The 15,264-nt window shown below is 66.8% G+C and carries 14 protein-coding genes; 4 read left to right on the top strand and 10 right to left on the bottom strand.

What is annotated here, in order from left to right; all coding sequences use genetic code 11:
* Window positions 1-60: 60 nt before the first annotated feature.
* Complete coding sequence (locus IFT55_RS02470; protein ID WP_192088795.1) at window positions 61-978, top strand: Gfo/Idh/MocA family protein; 918 nt, start codon at window positions 61-63, stop codon at window positions 976-978.
* A 260-nt stretch (window positions 979-1,238) separates the two neighbouring features.
* On the opposite strand, the gene IFT55_RS02465 is transcribed toward IFT55_RS02470, so the two are convergent.
* From IFT55_RS02465 to IFT55_RS02435, 7 genes are all read right to left on the bottom strand, one after another.
* Window positions 1,239-1,970 (bottom strand): lysophospholipid acyltransferase family protein, encoded by a 732-nt coding sequence (locus tag IFT55_RS02465; RefSeq protein WP_249403530.1) that lies wholly within the window; start codon window positions 1,968-1,970, stop codon window positions 1,239-1,241.
* 4 nt (window positions 1,971-1,974) lie between these two features.
* Window positions 1,975-2,397, bottom strand: coding sequence for a Fur family transcriptional regulator (locus IFT55_RS02460; protein ID WP_192088794.1), 423 nt, complete (start codon window positions 2,395-2,397; stop codon window positions 1,975-1,977).
* A gap of 74 nt (window positions 2,398-2,471) precedes the next feature.
* The gene (locus IFT55_RS02455) at window positions 2,472-2,885 is read right to left on the bottom strand and encodes a MucR family transcriptional regulator (RefSeq protein WP_192088793.1); all 414 of its coding nucleotides are present in this window, start codon (window positions 2,883-2,885) and stop codon (window positions 2,472-2,474) included.
* Window positions 2,886-2,989: 104 nt separating this feature from the next.
* A complete protein-coding gene (locus IFT55_RS02450) occupies window positions 2,990-3,469 on the bottom strand; it encodes a GNAT family N-acetyltransferase (protein WP_192088792.1) in 480 nt (159 codons plus the stop codon).
* Entirely contained in the window at window positions 3,466-4,083 is a 618-nt protein-coding gene (tsaB, locus tag IFT55_RS02445) for a tRNA (adenosine(37)-N6)-threonylcarbamoyltransferase complex dimerization subunit type 1 TsaB (protein ID WP_342029210.1), read from the bottom strand. The genes IFT55_RS02450 and tsaB overlap by 4 nt, the downstream gene beginning before the upstream one ends.
* 4 nt (window positions 4,084-4,087) lie before the next feature.
* Entirely contained in the window at window positions 4,088-4,678 is a 591-nt protein-coding gene (locus IFT55_RS02440) for a malonic semialdehyde reductase (protein WP_446740697.1), read from the bottom strand.
* A complete protein-coding gene (locus tag IFT55_RS02435; protein ID WP_192088790.1) occupies window positions 4,678-5,253 on the bottom strand; it encodes a NifU family protein in 576 nt (191 codons plus the stop codon). The genes IFT55_RS02440 and IFT55_RS02435 overlap by 1 nt, the downstream gene beginning before the upstream one ends.
* A 123-nt stretch (window positions 5,254-5,376) precedes the next feature.
* Here IFT55_RS02435 and IFT55_RS02430 point away from each other — a divergent pair, with 123 nt between their 5' ends.
* Both IFT55_RS02430 and IFT55_RS02425 read left to right on the top strand, forming a co-directional pair.
* Window positions 5,377-6,096, top strand: coding sequence for a helix-turn-helix domain-containing protein (locus IFT55_RS02430; protein ID WP_192088789.1), 720 nt, complete (start codon window positions 5,377-5,379; stop codon window positions 6,094-6,096).
* Window positions 6,097-6,232: 136 nt separating this feature from the next.
* Entirely contained in the window at window positions 6,233-9,145 is a 2,913-nt protein-coding gene (locus tag IFT55_RS02425) for a M16 family metallopeptidase (protein WP_192088788.1), read from the top strand.
* A gap of 554 nt (window positions 9,146-9,699) precedes the next feature.
* Here IFT55_RS02425 and IFT55_RS02420 read toward each other — a convergent pair.
* From IFT55_RS02420 to IFT55_RS02410, 3 genes are all read right to left on the bottom strand, one after another.
* Window positions 9,700-10,878 (bottom strand): MFS transporter, encoded by a 1,179-nt coding sequence (locus tag IFT55_RS02420; protein ID WP_192088787.1) that lies wholly within the window; start codon window positions 10,876-10,878, stop codon window positions 9,700-9,702.
* A gap of 279 nt (window positions 10,879-11,157) precedes the next feature.
* Window positions 11,158-11,478, bottom strand: a complete 321-nt coding sequence (locus IFT55_RS02415) for a phosphotyrosine protein phosphatase (protein WP_192088786.1) — start codon at window positions 11,476-11,478, stop codon at window positions 11,158-11,160.
* Window positions 11,475-13,268, bottom strand: coding sequence for an AMP-dependent synthetase/ligase (locus tag IFT55_RS02410; protein WP_192088785.1), 1,794 nt, complete (start codon window positions 13,266-13,268; stop codon window positions 11,475-11,477). The genes IFT55_RS02415 and IFT55_RS02410 overlap by 4 nt, the downstream gene beginning before the upstream one ends.
* 156 nt (window positions 13,269-13,424) lie before the next feature.
* Between IFT55_RS02410 and IFT55_RS02405 the strand changes: the two genes are divergently transcribed.
* Window positions 13,425-15,146 carry a gamma-glutamyltransferase family protein gene (locus IFT55_RS02405; RefSeq protein WP_192088784.1) on the top strand — a complete coding sequence of 574 codons (1,722 nt, stop codon included), beginning with the start codon at window positions 13,425-13,427 and terminating at the stop codon, window positions 15,144-15,146.
* The last annotated feature ends 118 nt before the right edge of the window (window positions 15,147-15,264 follow it).

Here is a 15,264-nt window from a genome sequence, read left to right as displayed (position 1 = left end):
GGCGCTTGCCACCGTTCGTTGGCACCGATATGTCCGAGTAATAACGTACAGGAGAGCGACATGACGCGCATCGCGCTGGCCGGTATCGGGAAGATCGCCCGCGACCAGCATATCCCGCACATCGCCGCCAGCCCGGATTTCGATCTGGTCGCGGCGGTGACCGGCCATACCCCGCCCGATGGCGTCCCCGGTTTCCGCACGATCGCCGACATGATGGCGGCGGTCCCCGACGTACAGGCGATATCGATCTGCACCCCGCCGCGCGGGAGGCTACCGCTGGTCGAGGAAGCGTTGGCGCACGGGCTGGACGTCATGATCGAAAAGCCACCCGCCGCGACGCTGACGGAGGCGCAGGCGTTCGCGACAGCGGCGGAGCGTGCGGGCAAGGTGCTGTTCGCGACATGGCATTCGCGTGAGGCGGCGGCGGTCGAACCGGCGCGCGCATGGCTGGCGACGCGCACGATCCGCCGGGTCGCCGTCAACTGGAAGGAAGACGTACGCGTCTGGCATCCCGGACAGGCATGGATATGGGAACCGGGCATCGGCGTCTTCGATCCGGGGATCAATGCGCTGTCGGTCATCACCCGCATCCTGCCGCGCCCGCTGCTGCTCGATGCGGCGGAGTTGCGTTTTCCCGCCAATCGCGATGCGCCGATCGCGGCCGATCTGGACTTCACCGATACGGCAGGCGTGCCGGTGCGCGTCGAGTTCGATTTCGACCAGACCGGGCCGCAGACATGGGATATCGACGTCGAGACCGACGACGGTACGCTGAAACTGTCGATGGGCGCGTCGCAAATGGCGGTCGATGGGGTCGCGGTGGATGTCGGCGACGAGGCCGAATATGCGCGGCTCTACCGGCGGTTCGCCGAATGTCTCCGTGATCGGACGAGCGATGTCGACCTGTCGCCGTTCGTGCATGTCAACGACGCGTTCCTGCTGGGACGGCGTGTGACGGTGGGCGACTTCAGCGAATAGTCAGGCGGGTCGGTTCACGCGAAGGGCGCGAAGACGCGAAGCGTATCAGAAGAATGTTTTTGCGCGAAGGCGCGAAGGCGCGGAGGAGCAGGGGGGCTCTGTAGTCCCCGACAGTTTCGCGCATTCGGAACCTTCCAGCTTAAGTTCGGTCGGGAATGCCGGATCGCTGGCGCGATCGGGTGAGGCCGGGCGAACCCCCTCTGCACCTCCGCGCCTCCGCGCGAAAACATCTTCTTCGCGTCATCGCGCCTTCGCGTGAATCAATCCCGCGATGCCATCGCAGCCTCGATCGCCGTCCGCGCCCGGTTCGCTACCGCCTTGCGACCCAACCCGGCGGGATCGAACGCTTCGAGAAAATGGATCGTCAGCTTGATGGTGCCGGCACGCGCCAGCACCCGTGCCGCATTGGCGGTGCCGGGTTCATCGCCGACCCACAGCACATCGCGTACCGCACCGTAATCGAGCCAGAGTGGCTGGACCTGCAATCCCGACGGCGGCGGATCGATCGCGCCCAACAACGCCGCCTTGAACGGCAACAACGTGGTGCCGTCGCTGGTCGTGCCTTCGGGAAAGACCGTCACGGGATGATCGGCCGCCAGCGCCTGACGCAGCGTATCGATCTGTCGCGCCACGCCCAGCCGGTCGCCACGATCCACGAACAAGGTGTGATTGAGCGTACACAGCCACCCGACCAGCGGCGCGTCGCGCAGTTCGCCCTTTGCGACGAACGCGCTACCGCTGGCCCCCGCGATGGCGAGAATGTCGATCCAGCTCTGATGATTGGCAAGGTACAATACGTCGCGCGCCACCGGCGTGCCGACGATCGTCACCCGCACACCGACGACCCGCGCGATCGCACCGAGGAACCGTGGCGGCCATGGCGACCGTGCACCGATCAGCCGCCACGATCCATGCAATATCAGATAGATCAACAGCGTCGCCAGCATCGCCGCCGCGCGCCCGATCAGGCGCAGGCGTGCGGTTGCCGGCAAGCGATCAGGCCTTGCGGTCGAGGCTGACGCCGTACAATTCCATGCGGTGGTCGACGAGGCGGAAGCCCAGCCGCTCGGCGATCTGCTTTTGCAGCAGTTCCAGTTCAGGATCGACGAATTCGATCACGCGCCCGCTTTCCACGTCGATCAGGTGGTCGTGATGCGCTTCGGGCGCGGGTTCGTACCGCGCGCGACCGTCGCCGAAATCGTGGCGGTCGAGAATGCCGGCCTCTTCGAACAGCCGGACGGTGCGGTACACTGTCGCGATCGAAATGCCCGGATCGATCGCCGACGACCGCTCATATACCTTCTCGACGTCGGGATGATCCTCCGCCTCCGACAGCACGCGCGCGATAACGCGACGCTGCTCGGTGATCCGCAGCCCCTTCTGGTGGCAAAGCGCTTCTAGGTCGATCTTGCGGGCCATGCGTTCCTGAATGTCCTGTCGGGTCGCGGCCTTGTAACGCGCCCGTCGATCGAGCGAAAGCCGCTAAACGCCGGTCAGCGCGTGCGGTGCTGCGTGCCCAGACCGATCTTCTTCGCCAGCGTGCGGCGCTGTTCGGCGTAATTGGGCGCGACCATTGGATAATCCGCGGGCAGGTTCCACTTCGCGCGATACTGGTCCGGCGTCAGATTATAGTGCGTCATCAGATGCCGCTTGAGCATCTTCAGCTTGCGACCGTCTTCGAGACACACGATGAAATCGGGTCGGATCGACGATCGGACCGGCACGGCGGGTTCGGCGCGCGGGGCCGTTTCGGGTTCGGGGCTGCCCAGATCGTTCAATGCTTCATGAACGCGGCGGATCAGGACCGGTATATCGGCCACATCGACGTTGTTGTTGCTTACATGGGCCGCGACGATGTCGGCGGTCAGGGCGATGAGCGTGTCGTCGCGCTCCGCTTGGAGTTCCATGATATTCCCTTGATACGCGGTGGCATGGACGATGCCGGTTACTGTCACTGCTATTGCCCGAACCCGCCCATTGCGCAACGCTGCATACGGTTTTTTTAGAATTTCTACGCGTCGCCCGACCATATGTAGGTGTGTGCGTCATGGCGTTCGCCCGCACGTCCGACGTAATAATCGCGTCGTTCGCCACGCTTGACGAAGCCTTCGCCCAGATACAGCCGGGTCGCAGGATTGTTCGCGCGCATTTCGAGGCACAGCCTCGGCGATCCACGCGCCACCGCTTCCGCCATGGCGGCGCGAAGCAGTGCGCGGCCGATACCCTTGCCCCGGTGTTCGGGCTTTACCGCAAGCAACAACAGCTCGGCATCGCCACCGATCGCGCGGGTGAGCGTGAACCCGACCGCCCCGGCATCGACTTTCGCGATCGTCAGCCACACGCCGGGCAGCGACAGCATCCCCAGCGTCTGTGCAGGCGTCCATGCCTCGCCATAGGCTGGATCGAACGCCGCGCGCATCACGCCGTCGACCGCATCGATATCCTTGGCACTGCCCCGGACCAGCACGGCGACCGGCGCAAGGCTGCTCATGCGGCCGCCTTCGGCACCGCATCGGGTGCGCGGCCATAGAGCGGGGCGGGGGGCAGCGCCGTCATCGCCGACGGCAGCAACACGGCGTTCGCGGCATCTGGCAACCGATCGTCCGCCGCGATCGACGAATCGGCGGTGCGCAGCCGCGCGACGCCTTGTCCCACCGCGCGTCGTCCCGCCAGCACCGCGACGGCATCGGTCGGCGCGCGCGACGCCATCGCATCGACCGGGGTCAGCGATGCCGCGAACGCCTGTTGAAACACTTCGCCATGCCCGCCGTCGAGCACCGCGACCACCACGTCATCGTCGGTATCGGCCATCGCGGCGGCCGCGACGATCGCCAGCGACGAATAGCCGCGTACCGGCACGCCCCATCCAATGCCGAGGCCGCGCGCGGCGGCCAGCCCGACACGGACGCCGGTAAAGCTGCCCGGTCCGCAGTCGACCAGTATCGAATCCGCTCGTCCGCCGTCCGGCAACGCGGCGATCATCGGCAGCAATCGTTCGGCATGACCGCGTCCGACCTCGACATGATCGCGTGCGATCACCACGCCGTCCTCTATCAATGCGACCGAGCAGGCGGCAGTGGCGGTTTCGATGACGAGCGTGCGCACGGGATCAGGCGATCCGGTTGAACTTGTCAAAATCCGGGCGCGGCGATCGCGGATGCAGCGAAGCGGTGTCACCATAGCCGATCGTCGTGATGAAATTGGCGTGGACCGACGGCGTGTCGGTGAAGAACGCCTTGTCGACGCCGCCCGCGTCGAAACCCGACATCGGTCCGCAATCCAGACCCAGCGCCCGGGCGGCGAGGATCAGGTACGCGCCCTGCAATGTCGAATTGCGGAACGCCGATGCCTGCCGCAATTCGGCATTGCCATCGAACCACGCCTTGGCATTCGCATGCGGATAGAGTTCGGGCAGATATTCGTGAAACTCGGTGTCCATGCCGATGATCGCGGTCACCGGCGCGGCGCGCACCTTGGCTGGATTGGCCCCGGTGCACTGTTCCGCCAGCCGGTCCTTCGCATCCTGCGTCGTGCACCACACGATCCGTGCCGGAAGCTGGTTCGCGCTGGTCGGACCCCATTTCAGCAGATCCCAGATCGCGCGCAGATCGGCCTCGGCGACGGGACGGTCGGTATAGTGGTTGAAGGTACGCGCAGTGCGGAACAGCGCGTCGAGAGCGTCGTCGGTCAGCATCGGCATCAGACCGCGCGAACCTCGGTCACTTCGGGAACATAGTATTTCAGCAGTTGTTCGATCCCGTTCTTCAACGTCGCGCTGGATGATGGACAGCCCGAACATGCGCCCTGCAACTGCAGATACACCTTACCCTGTTCGAACCCGCGATAGATGATATCGCCGCCATCGTTCGCGACCGCGGGGCGGACGCGCGTTTCGATCAGTTCCTTGATCTGTTCGACGATGTCGGCATCGGCCGGATCGTCGGTGAAACCGCTATCGACGGCGGGCACCGCGAACCCCGCCGCGCCGGTCGGACGGAACAGCGGCATGTTGCCCGCGAAGTGATCGAGCAGCAGGCCGAGAACGTCGGGCTTCAGGTCCGACCATTCGCTGCCCGGCGCCTTCGTCACCGACACGAAGTCGCGACCGAAGAACACGCCGACCACGTCGCCCAGCCCGAACAGTGCGTCGGCCAGCGGGGAAGCTTCCGCTTCCTCGGGGCTGGCGAAGTCGCGGGTGCCCGCGTCCATGACGGCACGTCCCGGAAGGAACTTGAGCGTCGCGGGATTGGGGGTGGATTCGGTTTCGATCAACATGCCTGTCATTTGGCGCGCAGGGGCGGCGGGATCAAGGGTACGGAACCGAAACGCATCGTCGCGCCGCCGTTGCCACGACGTTCCGCGCAACCTATCAGGCTGGTACATAAGTGGGGGAAGCAGGTGATCGAAGCACATCTGGCGAAGTTGCGCGCGCGCGACACTATTTCGGCAGAAGAGGAACGGGTGATCCGCGATTCGCTGGGTACCGTACGCGACATTCCGGCGCAGACCACCTGTATCCGCGCAGGCGAGCGGCTGCTCGTCAGTACGTTGCTGACCGACGGATTAATGTGTCGATACAAGGACTTGCCCGGCGGCGAGCGGCAGATCACCGAATTGCACGTCGCAGGTGACTTCGTCGATCTGCACAGTTTCTCGCTCAAGCAACTCGACCATAACGTCATGGCGCTGACGCCGTGCCGCGTCATCCTCGTGCCCCATGTGAAGCTGACCGCTATTACCGAGCAGCATCCGCATCTGGCACGGGTCTACTGGTTCCTGACCGCGCTCGACGCCGCGATCCACCGCGAATGGGTGTTGTCGCTGGGACGACGCTCCGCGATCGAGCGGATCGCGCATCTGATGTGCGAGCTGCGCGTGCGCTTGGGTCTGATCGGGCAGGCGGACGACAGCGGGTTCGACCTTGCGATCAAGCAATCGGACCTGTCGGACTGCACGGGGCTGACGCCGGTCCACGTCAACCGGACGCTGCGCGAACTGCGCGAACGCGGATTGATGGATTTCAAGGGCAAGCGGGTGGTGATCCACGATCTTGCCGGGCTGAAGGCATTGGCGGAATTCGACGAGGACTATCTGTACCTGCGCCGCGAGGAACGCTGATCGCGGCGTCCGTTCGTAGCGGACGGACGTCGACGAATCTGACCCTTGGCTGAACGCGCCGAACGTCCCGCCTTTATCTTTCGTCGCGACCGCCGATACTGGCCGAACCGTGACAATCCCGCTACACCCTGCGGTCATGGCATTTACCGTACGCTTGGCGACGGGTCTGTTTTCGACCCTCGCCCTGATCGCCGCGCCGCTCGTCGCGCAGACCGCTCCGCAGACCCCGCCTGCCGCTCCGGCGCGCGCGCCGCTGCCGCCGCTCGAACCGGTGGCGCAGGGACCCGACACGCCGTGGCTGTTCAAGGGCAGCGACATTCCGCCCGACCGGTCGTGGACCTATGGCGTGCTGCCCAACGGCCTGAAATACGCCGTGCGCCGCAACGGAGTACCGCCCGAACAGATTTCGATCCGCGTCGCGATCGGCACCGGATCGCTGATGGAAACCGACAGCGAGCGCGGCTTCGCGCACCTGATCGAACATCTCACCTTCCGCGGATCGGTCCATGTCCCCGACGGCGAATCGAAACGCGTGTGGCAGCGGCTGGGCGTCACCTTCGGGTCGGACAGCAACGCATCGACCAGCTTTACCCAGACGGTCTACAAGCTCGACCTGCCATCGGCCACGCCCGCCGGGCTGGACGAAAGCATGAAGATCCTGTCGGGGATGATGACCGAACCGACCCTCACGCAGCCAGCGCTGGACGCGGAGCGTCCGGTCGTCCTGTCCGAACAGCGCGAACAGCCGGGGCCGCAGGTGCGGCTGGGTGATGCCACCCGCGCGTTGTTCTTTGCCGGTCAGCCGCTGGCCGACCGCTCGCCGATCGGAAATGTCGATACGTTGCAGGCGGCGACCGCGACGGGGGTGAAGGCGTTCCACGACCGCTGGTATCGGCCCGACCGCGCGATCATCGTCATCGCGGGCGATGCCGATCCGGCGATCCTGCAGGCCGCGATCGTCAAGCATTTCTCCGCTTGGCAGGGTGCGGGACCGAACCCGTCCGAGCCGAAGTTCGGATCGCCCAAGGCGGGTGAGCCGACCGCCGCCGCGACCAGTGAGCCGGCGGTGCCGACGCTGGTCCAGATGGCGGTGCTGCGCCCATGGACCGTCGGCGACGACACGATCCTGTTCAATCAGGAACGGATGATCGACCAGATCGCGCTGCGGATTCTCAACCGCCGGCTGGAAAGCCGGGCGCGGTCGGGCGGGAGCTTCATTTCCGCCGGCGCCAATCTGGACGACGTGTCGCGATCGGCGAACATCACGCAGGTGTCGATCCTGCCGGTCGGTGACGACTGGGCGGCGGCGCTGCGCGACGTGCGCGGCAGCATCGCCGACCTGATCCGGGTCGCCCCCAGCCAGGCGGAAATCGACCGCGAGGTCGAGGAAATCCGCGCGGGCATGGAGAACGAGGTTCGCACCGCCCCGGTCGCGCCCGGCGCGCTGCTTGCCGACAATCTGGTGTCCGCGACCGACATCCGCGAAACGGTGGCCGGGTCCGAAACCTCGCTGCGCATCTTCGAAGGCGCGGTGACCAAGCGGTTCTTCACCCCGGCCCGGGTACAGGCCGCCGCCAAGAAGGTGTTCGACGGCACTGCGACCCGCGCGCTCGTCAACACCCGCACCCCTGACCCGACGGTGCAGGCAAAGCTGACCACTGCGCTCGCCACGACGGTCGCGGGCAGCACCGCGACACGGCGGGGGCAGGCGGCGATCAGCTTCGATCGGCTGCCCGCGCCGGGGAAGCCGGGCACGGTCGTCACCCGTGCCACCGCGCTGGCGCAGCCGCCGGTCGAGCGCGTCGACTTTTCGAATGGCGCGTCGCTGTTGCTGTTCCCGAACGATTCGGAGACGAACAAGGTCTATGTCCGCGTCCGCTTCGGCGGCGGGCTGAACGCGTTGCCCGCCGATCGCCGCACGCCGGCCTTCGCCGCCGACCTCGCGCTGGTCGCGTCGGGCATCGCCACGCCCAAGGGCGTGCTCGGGCAGGAGGAACTGGATCGCATGATCGGTGGGCGGCAGATCGGCCTGTCGTTCGGGATCGACGACGATGCGTTCATCCTGTCGGGCGTCACCACCGCTGCGGATCTGAAGGACCAGTTGCGGCTGATCGCGGCCAAGCTGCAATCGCCGGCATGGGATTCGCGCCCGGTCACGCGTGCGCGTGCGGTGATGCTGGCCAGCTATGACGGGGCCAATTCGTCGCCCGACGGCGTAATGGCGCGCGATCTGGACGGGCTGCTCCACGCGGGCGATCCGCGCTGGGTCACGCCCGACCGCGCCGCGATCGAGGCGCTGGACGCGAAGTCGTTCAAGGCGTTGTGGGCGCCGCTGCTCGCCACCGGCCCGATCGAGGTGCAGGTGTTCGGCGACGTGCCGCAACCGGCCGCCGTCGATGCCGTAGCCGCGACGCTCGGTGCTCTGCCCCCGCGCAAGGCCGCTGCCGGTCCGCCGCCACCGGTCCGCTTCCCCGCGCACGTCGCGCAGCCGGTCGTCCGCACGCATAGCGGCCAGCCGAACCAGGCCGCTGCCGCGATCGCATGGCCGACCGGTGCCGGTAGCGCCGGGCTGGCCGAAAGCCGCAAGCTGGAGGTGCTGTCGGCGGTGTTCCGGGACCGGTTGCTCGACCGGCTGCGCAGTCAGGCGGGGGTCAGCTATTCCCCCAATGTCGACAATGGCTGGCCGGTCGGGTTGCCCGGCGGCGGTCGCATCCTCGCCATCGGCATGGTCCCGCCCGATCGGACCCCGCTGTTCTTCGAACTGGTGCGCGGGATTGCCGCCGATCTGGTCAAGACCCCGATCCCGGCCGACGAACTCGACCGTGCCAAGCTGCCGGTCGCGCAGATGGTGGTACGCATGTCGAGCGGCAACATGTTCTGGATGAACCAGACGGCGGGCGGCACGCGCGATCCGGTCCGGCTGGCGGCGATCCCGTCGATCATCAACGACATCCGCAACACGACCCCCGCAGAGATGCAGGCGCTGGCGGCGAAGTACCTGACCCCCGACAAGGACTGGTCGATGGTCGTGCTGCCGGAGAAGAAGTAGGATCGTCCCCTGACCCGGGGACGGCCCGGGGGACAGTGGATGGGCACGGCGCATCCACTGGCGGGGCAGGGTGCGATCCGATCGGCCCGTTCGATCCGAACGGCTGGTTGGGCCGGACCTACAGCAGGATGATGGAAGATCCGGCCGCGCATCCTGCGTGCCATCGATCGTGTCGAAACGGCGTATCGAACGACGGCCAAGGATGCTTTGCTCATCACCGGGTCAACCTCGACAAGCGTGGTTCAGGGTCGTCCGGGGGACGATCCGACCCGATCATGTTTCGACGTCGCGCCGTCGCGACCCGGCACGAACGGGCGTGCCTGAACGCATCATGCTACAGGTTTGGCTGGATCGCGCCGCTGCCTCTCCGATGCGTCGCATTGTACCGGCGGACCGATGCCACGGAACAACGGCAAGTCGATCTCCTGCCGAACGTTGCTCCGTGGAACCCTGCACGCAGGCGGGGCAGGGTTCGCTACGTCGGGATCGAAGCATCGCGCGCCTACCCTCGATCGCCGGAGGTCCCGTCGGCTGTCATCCCGCCCGGATCAAGCTCACGCCGCCGCGCGTACCCGCATCGGTGCGCCGGCCAGCACCGCCAGCCCCCAGATCGCCAGCCCGCCCAGCGCCAGCCCGGCCCCGACGATCCCGGTCGAGGTCCAGCCATAGCCGCCCGCGATCGCCAGTCCGCCGGCCCACGGCCCGATGGCGTTGGCGGTATTGAACGCCGAATGGTTGAGCGATGCGGCAAGGCTCTGTCCGTCGCGCGCGACGTCCATCAACCGCGTCTGCAACACGGTGCCCAGCGCGCCGCCGATGCCGATCACGAACACGATCGCCAGCATCGACCATAATTGCCCTGCCGCCAGCGGATATAGCGCCAGCGCCCCCGCGCTCCACAATAGCAGCGCGCCTGCCGTCGGCATCAGCGCGCGGTCGGCGAAGCGCGGCACGACGATGTTGCCGATCGTCATGCCGATGCCGAACACCGCCAGCACTACCGGGACCATCGCCGGCCCGGTGCCGGTAACCTCGATCAGGGTGGAGGCGAGATAGGTATAGACCGCGAACATTCCCCCGAACCCGATCGCGCCGATCCCCAGCGTCAGCCACAATTGGGGGACCCGCAGCACACGCAGTTCGGCCAGCGGACTGGCGGTACGATCGGGGACGTCGCGCGGCGCGACCCATGCGATCATCGCCATCGTCGCGGCGGCCAGCACCGCGACCACGCCAAAGCCCCAGCGCCAGCCCAACGCCTGTCCCAGCCAGTTGGCGAACGGCACGCCGACGATCGTCGCGGTCGTGAGGCCCAGCATGACGCGGCCGATCGCCTGCGTCCGCTGTTCGGCCGGGACCAGCGACGCCGCGACCAGTGCGGCGATCCCGAAATAGGCGCCGTGCGGCAACCCGCTGAAGAACCGGGCGACCAGCATCGCGTCATAGCTGGACGCCAGCGCGCTGGCGGCGTTGGCGATGCCGAAACAGGCCATCAGCGCGATCAGCACGGTCCGCCGCGCCATCCGTGCCGACACCACTGCCAGCAACGGCGCGCCGACCACCACACCCAGCGCATAGGCGCTGATGACATGCCCCGCCGTCGGTTCGTCGATGCCAAGGCCGGGCGCAAAGAACGGGACGAGGCTCATCGTCGCGAACTCGGTCGTACCGATCGCGAACCCGCCCAGCGCGAGTGCGAGGTGGACGAGGGCAGGGCTGCGGGCTTGGGACATCGGACGCTCCTTGCTGCAACGCAGCATTTCGAGCGGGCCATATGGGGGCGGGCAGGGTGGGTTCAACCATGAAAAAGGATGCCCGGCACTGCGGTGAAGGACGTTCGCGCATGGCGATCGGCCGATCCGCTTTCCTACAACGCCGCCGTCATGCGATACCGACAGCCCGCTCTTTCACCCTGTCGATATGCGCACGTTGCCGTCCGGTCCGCCCACGCCGCCCGCGTTTCGCGCAAAAGCGGTGCGAGTGTGACTTTTGTGACCTTTGGCCGCGTGGTCCTATAAAAACCGCGCCATCCGCTTGGTCAGCAGGGCCATCAATGCCGGGTCCATGAAGGCATAATCGTCAGCAATATCAAGGCACACGACCCGTTTGCCGTTCAGATGCCGACGGAAGCGCCGTTGAATGCGCGTGCGATGTACGCGCTCCATGACGAAGATCGTGTCGGCCCATTCGACCAGTTCCCCGGTCAATGGACTGTCGGCGTCGTCCGCGGTTCCCGCCGATGCGGTCTCGACATCGGGAAGGTTGCCGAACATCGCTTCCGCAGTGGGGCTGCGCAGCCGGTTGCGGCTGCACACGAACAACCATTGCTTCACCCGTGGTACAGTGCGTCCAGCCGCTCGCCATACACGTCGCGCAGGACGTGCCGCCGGATCTTCAGGCTGGGGGTAAGCTGCTGATTCTCGATCGTGAACGGCGCATCGGCGATGATGAACCGCCGGATACGCTCGGTCACCGACAGGTCGCGATTGACCCGTTCCACCGCCGCGCCCAGCGCGGTGCGATACGCCGAATCCTCGCGCAGCCACGCAAAGTCGCACCGTGCGCCGCCCCGAGCGCAGAAACGCTGCGTCCATTCGGCATCGGGCACCAGCACCGCGACCATATAGGGCCGCCGGTCGCCCGCGATCATCGCCTGCGCGATCTCGTCCTGCAGCGTCAGCATCCCCTCGACCTTCTGCGGCGCGACATTGTCGCCCTTGTCGTTGACGATGATATCCTTCTTGCGATCGGTGATGCGGATGCGCCCGCGATCGTCGATCTCGCCGATATCGCCGGTGTGTAGCCACCCGTCCTTCAGCACCCGCGCCGTTTCCGCCTCGTTGCGCCAATATCCGTGCATAACCAGTTCGCCGCGCACCAGTATCTCGCCATCGGGTGCGATCCGCACCTCGGTCGCGGCCAGCGGCGGGCCGACCGTATCCATCTTCAGCCCCGCCGCCGGGCGGTTGCATGAAATGACCGGCGCGGCCTCGGTCTGGCCATAGCCTTGCAGGAACGTCAGCCCCAGCGACTGGAAGAAGATGCCCACCTCCGGGTTCAGCGGCGCACCGCCAGACACCATCGCCTTCATCCGGCCGCCGAAACGCTGCGCGATCTTGGGCTTGAGCAGCCGGTTCACCAGCAACTGCGCCGGCCGGTCGAGTAGTCCTACGCCATCCGCCGCGTCCTTCGCGCCGATCGCGACCGCGCGGTCGAGCAGCCATGCCGCGAACCGCCCCTGTTTCTCGATCCCCTTGGCGATCCGCGTCCGCAGCACTTCGAACAGACGCGGCACGACGACCATGATCGTCGGGCGCACTTCCTCGATATTGCTCGCCAGCTTGTCGAGGCCCTCGCTGTAATAGATTTGCGCGCCCAGGCCGATCGGGAAATGCTGTCCCCCCGTATGCTCATACGCGTGGGACAGCGGCAGGAACGACAGGAACACCTCGTCGCCCCAGCCGAAATCCTCCGAGATCACCGTGCAGCAACCGTTGACGTTGTGCAGGATCGCGCCGTGATGCTGCATCACCCCGCGCGGGGAGCCGCCCGTGCCCGACGTATAGATGATGCAGGCCAGATCGGTGCGTGCAAAGCCGGCGCGCGCTGCCACCTCACCCGGATCGGCGGGATGCCGCGCGATCAGATCGTGCCAGTCGTGAAACTCCAGCGCGCCCTGCTGCGCCGCGCGGATCGGTTCGATCGCGATGATCTTCTGCGACTGGCTGACGCGCAGGGCGGCCGGCAACAACGTGCGGGCCAGCTTTTCGGTCGACACGATGATCGCGCACGCGCCCGAATTCTCGATCACATGCTGATGATCGAGTTCGGTATTGGTGACATAGGTCGGCACGGTGACGCAGCCCGCCGCCATGATCGCCAGGTCGGAAATGCACCATTCGGGCCGATTCTCGCTGACCAGCATCACGCGGTCGCCGCGCTTCAGTCCGATCGCGGTCAGCGCGGTCGCCAGCGCCGCCACCTGTTGCGCCGCCTCCGCCCAGCTCGTCGATCGCCACGCCCCGTCCGCCTTGTCCCACAGGAACGGCGCATCGCCCCGCTCGCCCGCCCGCGCAAAGAACATCGCGACGAGATTGGGGAAATGTTCCAGCTGTCGTGCCATGCGTCATCCTTCTCCGCTGGACGGTGTAGGCAGCGGCAATGGTCGAGGCAATCGGATCATGCCGGGCGCTCAGGACGCAATGACACCGCCGGATTTTGGCGGCAGCAACGTCCATCGGACCGTGACGCCACGCCCGCGCCCCGCTAGACCCGGGCCATGAGGAAGCTCGCCCCCGCGCTGACCGCGCTCGTCGCCCTGACCGTCACGGCCTGTGCCCCGCGCACCCGGCCCGAAACGCCACCGCCCGTCGCTCCGGCTTCCGCCGCTACCGCGCAGAAGTTCGTCGTCACCGCCAATCCGCTGGCGAGCGAGGCCGGCATGGCGGTGCTGCGGCGCGGCGGCAGCGCGGTCGATGCGGCGATCGCGGTGCAGGCGATGCTGTCGCTGGTCGAACCGCAAAGTTCGGGCGTCGGTGGCGGTGCGTTCCTGACCTATTACAACGCCGCCACGCGCAAGGTCGAAATCTATGACGGGCGCGAGATCGCCCCGGCCGGTGCGACACCGACGATGTTCATGGGCGCGGACGGCAAGCCGCTGCCGTTCGGCGAAGCGGTGGTCGGCGGGCGCGCGACCGGCGTGCCCGGCGCGGTGCGGATGCTGGCGCAGGCGCATGACGATCACGGCGCGCTGGCGTGGAAGACACTGTTCGAGGATGCCGAACGCACCGCGCGCAAGGGCTTTACCGTTTCGCCCCGTCTGGGCCGGTTCCTGAACGGCAGCTTCCCGCAACTGGCGGTCGAGGATACGCGGCGGTACTTTACCGAGAAGGACGGGACGCTGGTCGATCCCGGTGACGTGCTGCGGAACAAGGATTATGCGGAATTCCTGCGCCGGCTGGCGAAGCGCGGCCCCGACGCGCTCTACACCGGCGAAACCGCGAAGCGCATCGTCGCGCGTACGAACACCGGCGCGCTGCCAGGCACGCTGACGCTGGCCGATCTGGCGGGCTATCGCGCAGTGAAGCGCGATCCGCTGTGCGGCAACTGGCACGTCTATGTCGTCTGCGTGCCGCCGCCACCGTCCAGCGGGGTCGGGCTGCTCGAACTGCTGGCGTTGCTGGGGCGGACTGATATCGAGAAGCGCGGTCCAGCCGATCCGCAGGCATGGTATCTGTTCGCGGAGGCCAGCCGGCTGATGTACGCGGATCGCGACCGTTATGTCGGCGATCCGGCGTTCGTGCGCGTGCCGGTCGCCGGGCTGCTCGCCCCGTCGTACATCGCCGATCGCGTGAAGCTGATCGCGCCGCTCGCCGGGCCTGCGCCGGTCGCGGGCGTACCGGCCGGCGCGGTGGTCGCGGGGGCGGATACCACGGTCGAACCGGTCGGCACGTCGCACTTCATCGTGGGCGACGCGCGCGGCAACGTGGTGTCGATGACCACCACGGTCGAATCGATCTTCGGCACCGGCCGGATGGTCGACGGCTTCTTCCTCAACAACCAGATGACCGATTTCGCCTTCTCGCCGGTCGACGCCGATGGTCGCCCCGCCGCCAACGCGGTCGCGGCGGGCAAGCGTCCGCGGTCCTCAATGACGCCGCTGGTCATGATCGACCGTCAGGGTCGCTTCGCCGGTGCGCTGGGATCGGCGGGCGGTAATTCGATCCTCGCCTATGTCGCCAAATCGATGGTCGCCTCGGTGGAATGGGGCCTGCCGATGCAGAACGCGCTGGCGCTGCCCAACCTCGTCGCGCGCGGTGACAGCTTTCAGGGCGAAATGACGAAGTTCACGCCCGGAATGTTGTCTGCACTGGCGGCGAAGGGTGTGGCGCTGAAGCCGGGGCAGGGGGAAGATTCGGGGTTGCACGGCGTGATCGTCCGCGATGGCCGGATCGACGGCGGCTACGATCCCCGACGTGAGGGCAAGGTGATCGTTGAGTAACGGTCGCTTCATCGGGCACCGTTTTGTCGGGGTCGGCAGAACTGGTTCACGCGAAGGCGCGAAGGCGCGAAGCAGGAAAACAGGGTTCGCGCAGAGGCTGGGAGGGTGCCTCGCTGCG

Source organism: Sphingomonas sp. CFBP 13720 (genome assembly GCF_014842075.1).
In the GTDB taxonomy this organism is placed as follows: Bacteria; Pseudomonadota; Alphaproteobacteria; order Sphingomonadales; family Sphingomonadaceae; genus Sphingomonas.
This window is presented reverse-complemented; position numbering and strand designations above follow the sequence as displayed.